The organism is Chryseobacterium contaminans, from assembly GCF_001684955.1.
GTDB classification, from domain to species: Bacteria; Bacteroidota; Bacteroidia; order Flavobacteriales; family Weeksellaceae; genus Chryseobacterium; species Chryseobacterium contaminans.
Map to the genome: position 1 here is coordinate 1 of NZ_MAYF01000097.1, position 6541 is coordinate 6541.

Sequence of the window (6541 nt, forward strand, 5' to 3'; positions counted from 1 at the left end):
TTATCATAGCTTTTCCAACTTCATGTAAAGTTAATGATTTTGACGGTAAAAAAATAGGAAAAAACCAAATAAAAGGTTTAAAGAACCATTTTACATTGGTCTGACCGTCAACAGGTTTCATAAATCCAGGTCTGAAATTATAAACACCTTTGAAATTCATCTTCTTTAAAGTATTTTCAGTTCTGCCTTTTACACGTGCCCACATCAGTTTTCCACTTTCTGTACTGTCTGTACCAGCTCCGGATACATAAATGAATACCATTTCCGGGTTTTGGTTTAAAACGGCTTCTGCAAAATGGACGGTAGTATCATATGTGATTTTAGTGTAATCTTGTTCATTCATTCCTACACTGCTGATCCCTGCACAAAAGAAACAGGCATCATAACCTTTCAGTTTTTCATCATTGATATTGATGGATAAAAAGTCCGGAACGAGATATTCTTTTAGTTTTGGATGCTCTTTTCCGGATGGTTTTCTGCTGATACTCAATATTTCAGAAATGTTCGGATTCTCAAGACATTCCATTAAAACACCTTCGCCTACCATTCCAGTAGCGCCGGTAAGAATTATTTTGATTGGGTTCATTGTTTTGCTATTGATAGTTGCAAGACGGATGAGAGACGGAAATTACTTTAAAAGATAAAAGATAAAAGATAAAAGATAAAAGATAAAAGATAAAAGATAAAAGATAAAAGATAAAAGATAAAAGATAAAAGATCTTGTCGTTAAACAACCATAACCGTAATGATTATCCATCCGGATATCAACATCAATAGGGGTGGGCCTTAGCCCGGCTGTCCAAATAAAAAATAAAATTCGATTGGCTTTAGCCAAAACCTAAAAAATAGGGTGGCTATTTATGAAATATTTCTGATTGTGGTAATGATGAGATTGCTTCGCTTTGCTCGTAATGGTGGAAAAAGAAAAACCGGAACAAGAATGGACCGGTTTTGAATGAAATTATGCTTAAAAACTATTTCTTATGCTGTAGCTGGCTGTAAATATTTTGGATCAAACCATCTGCTACGGAAATTTTTGGAACAAAAATTTTATTGATATCCGACCAGGCCATTACATTATTGAAAATACTTAAAGCGTGAACCAGTACATCGGCTCTATCTTCTCTAAGGCTGTATTTTGTCATTCTTTCCTCTACAGAAAGCTCATTGAACTCTTTGTACACCTTTTTCAGATGAGATAAAGACATTGGTTTTCCATCTTTGGTTTTGCTCATAGAGAATACCTTGTTGATATTTCCTCCTGAACCAATTGCGACAATTGGCTTTTTACTGACAATATTTTTTTTGATCTCTTCCTTCATTTCTTTCCAGTTATCTAAGGTAACAAGATTGTTAAGAAGACGGATTGTTCCGATATTGAAAGATCTTTCATAGACCATCTTACCGTTTTCATAGAAGGTAAGCTCTGTGGAACCTCCACCTACATCAATATATAAATAGGCAAATTCTTTATCAAGACTTTCAGCAACGTGGTTTTCATAAATTAAGGTAGCTTCTTCATCCCCTGAAATAATCTCAATATTGATTCCGGAAGCTTCCTGTACCTGTCTGATGATTTCGTTACCGTTTGCTGCATCACGCATGGCACTCGTTGCACACGCTCTGTAATGGTCTACTTTGTAAATCTTCATCAGATCACTGAAGATCTTCATAGAGTCAATGACCATTTTTTCTCTTTCAGGACCTATTTTTCCGATGGTAAATACATCCATACCCAATCTCAGAGGGATTCTAAGAAGGTTGAGTTTAATGAATTCCGGTTTTTTATTGTTTATCTTTACTTCATTGATGAGAAGTCTGGCGGCATTACTTCCTATGTCTATTGCTGCTATCTTCATTTTTTGCTTGTTTTAGCCTTTAAATACTTGTAGGTTTCTATTTGTGATCGACATTCTTTTTTATCATTTCTGATATACTCATTGCTCAGCTTTTTGTCTAATATCCTCGCTTTTACATTATCTCTGAGCTGGATATCAAGAATATCTTTTAATTCTTTTTTAAGGTTCTTGTCGGTTATTTTAGCTGCAGCTTCAATTCTGTAATCAAGGTTTCTGGTCATCCAGTCGGCAGAGGAGATATACATATCTTCTGATCCTTTATTATAGAAATACATTACTCTGGCATGCTCCAGGTATTCGTCTACAATACTGATAGCCTTAATTTTCTCTTTAAATTCCTTTTGGTTAACAGCACAGTAAATTCCTCTTACAATCAGTCTGATGGTTACTCCTGCTGTAGCGGCACTGTATAACTTTTCAATTAATAACCTGTCACTTAGAGAATTAACCTTTACGATGATTTCAGCCTTTCTTCCAGCTTTAGCTTCTTCAATTTCCTTATCAATATGGTGAACAATCTTTTCACGCATAAATTGAGGGCAAACTAATAAATTTTTACAAGTTTTCAAAACCGGAATATAATCATCTTTAGGTTTTTTCAATACATTGAATACTTTATTGATGTCTGCCATAATGCCCCTGTCTGAGGTAAGAAGCAAATGATCACCATAAATTCTAGCTGTTTTTTCATTGAAGTTTCCGGTGCTTACAAATCCATACTGAATGGTTTTATTATGGGCTCTCTTTTTGATCACACAAAGTTTAGCATGAACTTTTTTATTCGGAAGACCTACCAGAACTGTAATGCCTTCCGGCTCCAGCATATCTTTCCATTCGAGGTTGGATTCTTCATCAAATCTTGCCTGAAGCTCAAGCATTACCGTTACTTCTTTACCATTTCTGGCTGCATAGATCAGGGCATTGATGATTTTTGAATTGCTGGCCAGCCTGTAAGCAGTAATCTGTATGGATTTAACATCCGGATCCATAGCGGCTTCACGAAGAAGGTCTATCACTGGATTATACTTATGATAAGGGAAAGTAAGCAAAACATCTTCCTTCATAATAACATCTGTTACCCTTTCTCCATGTTCAAAAGCCTGGTGGGTGAAAGAAGTCCTTTCTACAGGCCTTTCATACTTTTCAAAAACATCAGGGAAATCCATGAAATGTTTAAAATTATGAATCTTGCCACCGGGGATAATACTGTCTTTCTTGGTTAAGTTCAGTTTTCTGATAAGAAGTTCCAGCAGGGCCTTATCCATATCTTTATCAAAAACGAATCGGGTAGGTTTCCCTTTTCTTCTGTTTTTAAGGCCTTTTTCTATTTTTTCTGCAAAGTTGGTACGGATATCATTATCCAGGTCCAGTTCTGCATCTTTGGTTACTTTAAAAGCATTCGCTGCAAATTCATCATACCCGAAATAAGAGAAAATATGTGGTAAATTGAAGGTAATTACATCTTCCAGAAGCATTACATTTTTTTCTTCCGGATCTTCGGTGGGAAGCAATACAAATCTTCCTACAAATCGGGATGGAATTTCAATGATGGCATAGTTACTGGAATACTGCCAGTCTTTTTTCCTCATGGCAACTCCAAGATAAAGACTTTTATCTCTCAGGTAAGGCATTGGAGTATTTTCATGAAGAAGAATAGGGATCACATTAGATTCCACTACCTCATCAAAATATTTTCTGACAAAATCTTTTTGAGGGGCTGTCAGGTTTTTGGCATTCTTGATAAAAACTTTATGGTCAGCCATTTCAGCCTGGATTTTTTTCCAGGTTTTATCGAAATTCAACTGCTGCCTCATTACCACTTCATTAATTCGTTGAAGGATTTTGGACGGTGGCTGATAAAAGGATTCAGCAATTACCTTTTCCTTAAAATCCATGGCACGCTTTAATCCGGCAACACGTACCCGAAAGAACTCATCCAGATTATTGGAGAAGATTCCAAGGAAACGTATTCTTAAATGTAAAGGAACTTTTTCATCCATGGCTTCCTGTAAAACCCTTTCATTAAAGGCTAACCATGTAATATCTCGTGGATTAAAGTGTAATGACATTCTAAGTGTATATATTTTATCAAAAATAATAATTCATCCAGTTTCTGTCTCTATTTCTTAGGTTAAACTTTGATTAATTTTAACAATTTTATCTTGTCTTCTACTATTTTATATTCCTATGAATTACAATGCGGGATTTCTATCGGTTTGAGTTTATTGAGCTCTTTCATTATACCGATAACAATGTCTGATAATGATATTAAGATACATTTGCATGAAAAAATTTCAGTATTAGTGGAACAAAATACCCCGTTATTTCAGGGTTTTTGTCTTGAATGTGTCATTTTGTCACAAAACGGGGTATGGTACAAATGTTGTGAAATAGTGAGTGTAAATTAAATATAAAAATTAGAAAAAAATAAAAATATTATGAGTAAAATAATTGGAATTGACTTAGGAACAACCAACTCTTGTGTTGCTGTTATGGAGGGTAAAGACCCTGTTGTTATTCCTAACGCAGAAGGAAAAAGAACTACTCCATCTATTGTAGCATTTACTGAAGACGGAGAAAGAAAAGTAGGAGATCCTGCTAAAAGACAGGCTGTAACAAACCCAACTAAAACAGTTTACTCTATCAAAAGATTTATCGGTACACACTTCAAAGAAGATGCTGCTGAAATCTCAAGAGTACCTTATAAAGTGGTTGCAGGTCCAAACGATACTGTAAAAGTAAAAATTGACGATAGAGAATATACACCACAGGAAATTTCTGCAATGATCCTTCAGAAAATGAAGAAAACTGCTGAAGATTATCTTGGCCAGGAAGTAACAAGAGCGGTAATTACTGTTCCTGCATACTTCAACGATGCACAAAGACAAGCGACTAAAGAAGCTGGTGAGATTGCAGGTCTTAAAGTAGAAAGAATTATCAACGAACCTACAGCTGCAGCGTTAGCTTACGGTCTTGATAAAAACCATAAAGATCAGAAAATCGCAGTATATGACCTTGGTGGTGGTACTTTCGATATCTCTATTCTTGATTTAGGTGATGGTGTATTTGAAGTATTATCTACAAACGGTGATACCCACTTAGGAGGTGATGACTTTGATGATGTTATCATTAACTGGATGGCTGATGAATTCAAAGCTGAAGAAGGTGTAGATTTAAAAGCTGATGCTATTGCTCTTCAAAGATTAAAAGAAGCTGCTGAAAAAGCTAAAATCGAATTATCTTCTTCTCCACAAACTGAAATTAACCTTCCATATATCACAGCTACAGCTACAGGTCCTAAACACTTGGTTAAGACTTTAACTAAAGCTAAATTTGAGCAATTATCTGCAGATCTAGTAAGAAGATCTATGGAGCCGGTTGCTAAAGCATTAAAAGATGCTGGTTTATCAACTTCTGATATTGACGAGGTAATCCTGGTAGGTGGTTCTACAAGAATCCCAATCATTCAGGAAGAAGTAGAAAAATTCTTCGGTAAAAAACCATCTAAAGGAGTTAACCCGGATGAGGTGGTAGCTATTGGTGCAGCTATTCAAGGTGGTGTATTAACAGGAGACGTAAAAGACGTATTACTTCTTGATGTTACTCCTCTTTCTTTAGGTATCGAAACTATGGGTTCAGTATTCACTAAATTAATTGAAGCGAACACTACGATCCCAACTAAGAAATCTGAAGTATTCTCTACAGCTTCTGACAACCAGCCGGCTGTAAGCATCAGAGTAGGACAAGGAGAAAGACCAATGTTTAACGATAACAAAGAAATTGGTAGATTCGACCTTACAGATATCCCACCAGCACCAAGAGGAGTTCCTCAAATTGAAGTAACTTTCGATATTGATGCGAATGGTATCCTAAGTGTATCTGCTAAAGATAAAGGAACTGGTAAAGAACAGTCTATCAAAATCCAGGCTTCATCAGGTCTTTCTGACGAGGAAATCGAAAGAATGAAGAAAGAAGCTCAAGAAAACTCTGCAGCGGATGCTAAGAGAAAAGAAGAAGTTGAAATCTTCAACAAAGCTGACGGATTGATCTTCCAAACTGAAAAGCAATTGAAAGAATTTGGTGAAAAACTTTCTGCTGACAAAAAAGCAGCAATTGAAAGTGCAGCAGCTGAATTAAAAACTGCCTTTGAAGCTAAAAATGCTGATGATGTGAAAGCTAAAACTGAAGCGTTAGATGCAGCATGGATGGCAGCTTCTGAAGAGTTATATGCAGCTGGTCAACAGCCAGGTGCTGATGCAGGTGCTCAAAACGCAGGTGGAAACAATGCTGGAGGTGAGGATGTACAGGATGCAGACTTCGAAGAAGTAAAATAATTACTGATTAATAACAGTTAATATATAAAACCGTCTTAGAACTATCTAAGGCGGTTTTTGTTTTTTGATATGATTAAAAAACTTATATACATTTGCACTGTAAATAACACAGGAAGTATTTAATTATAAATGGCAAATGAAATTAAAATTATCTTTTATTTTGATTGTATTTTTTATAGCAATCAGGGCACAATCAAAAAATGATTTAAATTCCGAAGAGAAAGAATATATTTCAAAGTTTATATATCCAATAAAAACTTTTAATCCAGCTGAAAAAGATCATAGTGATTTGTTGATCTTAAACAAACTCATTGGAAATTCTAAAATAGTAGGATTAGGAGAATCTAC

5 protein-coding genes are annotated in these 6541 nt (G+C 35.4%); 2 read left to right on the forward strand and 3 right to left on the reverse strand.

Annotated features, from left to right (window positions below; all coding sequences use genetic code 11):
- The 3 genes from BBH99_RS07200 to ppk1 form a co-directional block, all read right to left on the reverse strand.
- Positions 1-586 (reverse strand): NAD-dependent epimerase/dehydratase family protein (locus tag BBH99_RS07200; protein WP_066693948.1); only part of this gene is annotated, 586 nt, incomplete at its 3' end.
- 388 nt (positions 587-974) lie between these two features.
- Complete coding sequence (locus BBH99_RS07205; RefSeq protein ID WP_066693954.1) at positions 975-1859, reverse strand: Ppx/GppA phosphatase family protein; 885 nt, start codon at positions 1857-1859, stop codon at positions 975-977.
- Positions 1856-3928: a polyphosphate kinase 1 gene (gene ppk1, locus BBH99_RS07210; protein WP_066693962.1), complete on the reverse strand. Its 2073-nt coding sequence runs from the start codon at positions 3926-3928 to the stop codon at positions 1856-1858. Before ppk1 ends, BBH99_RS07205 begins: the two co-directional genes overlap by 4 nt.
- 369 nt (positions 3929-4297) lie before the next feature.
- Between ppk1 and dnaK the strand changes: the two genes are divergently transcribed.
- Both dnaK and BBH99_RS07220 read left to right on the forward strand, forming a co-directional pair.
- Entirely contained in the window at positions 4298-6193 is a 1896-nt protein-coding gene (gene dnaK, locus BBH99_RS07215) for a molecular chaperone DnaK (protein WP_066693965.1), read from the forward strand.
- 136 nt (positions 6194-6329) lie between these two features.
- Positions 6330-6541 (forward strand): hypothetical protein (locus BBH99_RS07220; protein WP_228390762.1); only part of this gene is annotated, 212 nt, incomplete at its 3' end.